General features: G+C 56.5%; 2 protein-coding genes. Both read right to left on the bottom strand.

Annotated elements, in window-relative coordinates; all coding sequences use genetic code 11:
* Window positions 1–69: 69 nt before the first annotated feature.
* A complete protein-coding gene (locus P0Y67_RS22230; RefSeq protein ID WP_342393637.1) occupies window positions 70–2,139 on the bottom strand; it encodes a TonB-dependent hemoglobin/transferrin/lactoferrin family receptor in 2,070 nt (689 codons plus the stop codon).
* A gap of 133 nt (window positions 2,140–2,272) precedes the next feature.
* A complete protein-coding gene (locus tag P0Y67_RS22225) occupies window positions 2,273–4,333 on the bottom strand; it encodes a prolyl oligopeptidase family serine peptidase (protein WP_342393636.1) in 2,061 nt (686 codons plus the stop codon).
* Window positions 4,334–4,812: the final 479 nt, after the last annotated feature.

Raw genomic sequence — 4,812 nt, 5'->3', positions numbered from 1 at the left:
ACGATGGCGGCGGCTTTCCTGGCGGGATCACCCAGTCAGCCGACAATGACGATCTGAGGCTCAAAAATGTCACCGGGTGTACTGGCGATCGAACAGGTTATGCACCGAGGCATTGATGCGAAAATCCGGGCTCAGGTGATATCCCGCCCCCGCATCAAGCGTCATCCAGCCTGACGTGGTGGCACAGCGCTGGCTGATCCCCAGCTCATCCTGACAGCCCGGCACTTTGTCCATCGCACCGGCATAATTAACCCGCACGAAACCCTGCCAGCTGTCCTGCTGATACAGCAGCATGCTGTTGCCTTCCAGCGGCGTCAGGGTGCGGATCGGCTCGCCGTGCTCATCCTCGCCGTCAACTATGCCCAGCTTGCTGACAAGGTTCAGGTGTTCGCTGAACCAGTAGCTGACGCTCATCTCGGCACCGTAGGTTTTCACGCCGTCCAGATTCTGATACTGCACTTCGGCGTACTTAGCCGCTTCGTTCCAGCCGATGGTTTTTTCGCTGATGAAGTTATCGAACACCGAATAGAACACCGCGCCGTACACAGCGAGCTGGCCGTCATCGTATTTGGCTCCCAGTTCCAGGTTGTCACTGGTTTCCGCCTCCAGATCGGCATTCGGCCGGATCACAAAGTTGCCCAGATCACTCGACAGATGCGGGACAAAACCGTAGGCCTTGGCATAGGAAGGCGCGAGAAAACCATGGCTGTAACTCAGGTAGGTGTTCAGGGCTGGTGTCCATTGGTAGGCCAGCGACAGACTGGGTGACAGCTCGCTGCTGCTCAGCGCATGCAGTGGATAACCGCCAATGCTGTCCTCCACCTCAGACGACATCTGCTGATAGTCGAAACGCAGGCCCGGCACCAGGTTCCATTTGCCCCAGTGAATATCATCATGCAGATACACCCCCAGGCTGTGGGTTCGGGCCGAGGCAAAAGGCGCAGAGTCTTGCTGCGTGTCCCCGCTCCAGTCGGCAATACGCTTGCTGACCGGGCGCTCATGCAACATAGATTCCAGCGCCATCCCCCAGGCGATGGCGTGCTCAACCTCGCCATGCGCAGCCCGCTGCTGCAAATCGGCTGACAAACCGATCAGATGATCATTAAATGCACGGCTTTCAGACTGACGGCGTTTGAACACCAGCCCTTCCTGCGTCCGTTGCATCGCAATATCTTTATCGCTCAGGGTGTCTGTCTGGCGGTAGTACAGATTGATATCGGCCTGCTCGGCCAGCAGGGCTTCCCCTTCCCATTCAGCCCCTGCGCGGACAGACAAGGTACTCGTCTCCCCTTCTTCCAGAAACGAGCTGGCTTGCCAGCCGCCGCCGTCCGGCTGAGCCGGGGGGATTCCCTGCTCCCGCCTCACCTGCTGCTGGTAATAATCTGCCTTGCCCTTGAGCATCCAGCTGTCATTCAAAAACCATTCACTGCTCAGGGCCGCATTGAAGCCGTCAATATCCCTGAGATAGAGCGACTGATCATGGTTTTTGCTCTCACTGCCCTGCCAGTAGCTAACCCGCACCAGATGCGCCGTGTCGCCCAGCCGTGCCGCCGTGGTCAGGGTCGAGGTGTACTTATCACTGATCCCCGAGTAACCGGCTTCCAGACCGGCATAGTGATCCTCGCGGCCCAGATAATCACTCGCAGTTTTCGAAGTCAGCACCACCACGCCGCCAATGGCGCCGGAGCCGTACAGCGACGAGTCCGCCCCTTTGACCACTTCAATCTGCTTGACATCGCCCAGATCGAAGCTGTTATGACCGGCCACATCGTTCAGATCGCTGGCTCCATAGCCGTCCGCGACTTTGACGCCGTCTTTGATCACCGCAATCCGGTTGCCGCTCATGCCGCGGATCGTGATAGTTTGCGGACGTCCGGCGCCACCGCTGACGCTGACACCGGGTTCATGAGACAGCACGTCATACAGCTCGGTCGATCCCTCACGTGCAATATCCTCACTGGTGATCACCGCCACTGAGCCATTGGTTTCAGACAGCGGCTGCTCGATGCGGGTCGCCGTGACTACCACAGTCGTCATTTTTTCGGCTTCCGCCTGCTGGGCGGCCAGGCTGTGAAAACTCATCAGGCCTGCGGTACTGGACAGGGCACACAAAGCCAGGGGGACAGGCTTCAACTGCATGTTGCACACTCCGGTTGTTAGGAAAAATTGTTATTAAAATTTGTTATTAAAATTAATTGGTTAAGGTTTTATCAGGTCAAAGCAGCCCCTCCGGCTTCCAGCGAAGCCAGACAGGCTGTAATGGCAAAACGGTTTAAGGTGACTGTGTCGCTGTGGGTGCCAGGCGCAGCAGGAAGGCATACTCTCTGGCCTGCTGCCGCATCGCCTGCCGGACATCCTGCCGGTGGCCGCCGGACAAATCGGTCTGCAGCAGATAAGGGCCCTGGCTGCGGCTGTTGTCGCGAATTGCCATCACCCAGCGGGCAGGTTCCCAGTAAGGTACCTGAGTGTCGTACAGTCCGGCGGTCACCAGCATGGGCGGGTAAGCCTGCGGCGAAATGTTGTCATTCGGGCTGTATGTTTTCATCACCGCCAGCTGCGCCGGATCGCGGGGATCGCCCCATTCGGCATATTCCTGCCGGGTCAGCGGCAGGCTTGGATCCGACAGGGTGGCTATCACATCAACAAAAGGAACCTGCAGTACGGCACCGGCAAACAATTCCGGCTGCCGGTTCAGCGCACCGGCGATCAGGGTACCGCCTGCACTGCCGCCCAAAGCCAGAATGGGCCTGTCGCGACCCTGGCGGTAGGCTTTGATCACTTGCGCCACGGCCAGATAATCGTCGAAGCTGTGGGGTTTATTGTGTCCCTTGCCCTGCGCATACCATTGCGGGCCAAGATACCCGCCGCCTCTGACATGGGCGATCGCATAAATCACCCCGCGATCCAGCAGGCTGATGATTTGTGGCATGAAGTAAGGACGCACCGGTGTGCCATACGCCCCGTAGCCGTAGAGGATGACGGGCGATTTTTCATTGAGCCGGTCAGTACGGTAAGCCAGTGTCACAGGAACGGAAACGCCGCCGTGACGTACCTGAATCTGTTCAGTCTGGTACGCGGCCGGATCTATGCCGGGATAACGATCTTCGGTCAGGGTCGCGATGCGCATTCGGGTAAGATCCAGCGCCTGCCACTGCGGTGGCTGGGTCAGCGACATGCTGCGGATCATCACAGAGCGGCCATAGCGGTTGCTATTGCCCGACAACCAGGCCACACCGCCAGCCGGGGTGATGATGGTGTCAAACAGGCTCTGGCCCTGATCATCAAGGACGATCACCCGACTGGTACTCTTCTCGGTCACTTCCAGCACTATATGATCGGGAAACAGCAGCCAGTTCTTGATGTGCTGATTGGGTTCCGGCTGCCAGAGTGGCAGCCAGTTCGCGGCATCACCCTCGTTCAATGCCGCGTGAAAAAGACGAAAGTCGCCGTCACGGTTGCTGACCAGGAACAGGGCGGCATGGCGCACATCGGCATAATATTCCACACCAGATTCGCGAGGCCGCAGTGTAGCCAAACGCTTGCCGCTGTTACTGTCCACCAGCTGCTGCTCACTGCTGTCATGGTTATTCGACTGAATGATCACATACTGATCAGCCGTCGCGGTATAGACAGACACCAGCCACGCCGGATTGTGCTCGCGAAACAGCATCGCTTTGCGTGCCTGCGGCAGCGACCAGCGCACCACTTGATACGGACGGTAAGTCCCGCCTTCATTTTCGACGAAATACAGGCTCTGGCTGTCAGCACTCCATACAAGATCCGTCGCGGCGTGCTCTGAAAGCGTTGCTACAGCCCGTCCGCTGGACAGTTCAATCACCGTCAGACGGTAATTGCGATCGCCCCGGCTATCTTCGGTGACGGCCACATAGCGGTGATCCGGACTCACCTGCCAGCTGCCGAGCTGATAGTAGTCCGCCTGCTGGCTGCGTTGTGTCAGATCAACGGCTGTGCTCACTTCACCCGTCCGGGCATCCTGCCGCAACAGCAGCCGGGACTGAGCCTTTGTACTGAGACGATAATTGTACGACCCGGCAAGCTGCCATGGCCGGTCGGCCACACTGGCCTGACGGGCCTGCCACTCATCCAGCAATGACTGTTCCAGCAAGGCCTGCTGCTGTAATGCCTGCTCAGTCTGCTGATTTTCATCTTTCAGAAAAGCCAGTACCTGTGCCGACTGACGGGAATCATCCCGCAGCCAGCCGTAAGCCGGGGCCGGTTCAGAGACCGCCGCCACATCAAGGGCGAATACCGGCAAAGCCGAAAACAGACTCGCCATACCGCACAACATGATACCCACCAAGCAACTTTTCATTTCGACATCACAACCTAATTACAACTTCATCAGAGAAAGCAATTTTCTGCCCATTAAACAGGGCGCACATCATGCACACAAACACTAATGAGATCAATTATCAGTTTCATTTGTATTTATAAAAACAGAAGGGAAGTGATATAGATCACACTAAATCATCTAAGCAACAAGATGCTGACCAAAAAACAGACCGGATAAAGAAGAACCAACAGAAGAAAGCGCGGGATAATAATAATTGAGCCATAGTAATCGCCGACCAGGACCCAGTATGGCGATGTATAAATCTGGCGATTTTCATTATTCAGCGGGCAGGGAAGATTAAAATCCACACAATCCGTACAAAAAAAGGAATCTTGTTCGTTTTTTTTAAAAAAACCATTGACGGAAAAACGCAAAACCTTTTTAATGCGCCCCGTTGCCTCGATAGCTCAGTCGGTAGAGCAGAGGATTGAAAATCCTCGTGTCGGTCCCTGGCCGGG

It is taken from the genome of Photobacterium sp. SP02 (assembly GCF_038519165.1).
Classification (GTDB): domain Bacteria; phylum Pseudomonadota; class Gammaproteobacteria; order Enterobacterales; family Vibrionaceae; genus Photobacterium; species Photobacterium halotolerans.
The sequence above is the reverse complement of the archived record's forward strand: the minus strand, read 5'-3'. Positions and strand labels throughout refer to the sequence as shown.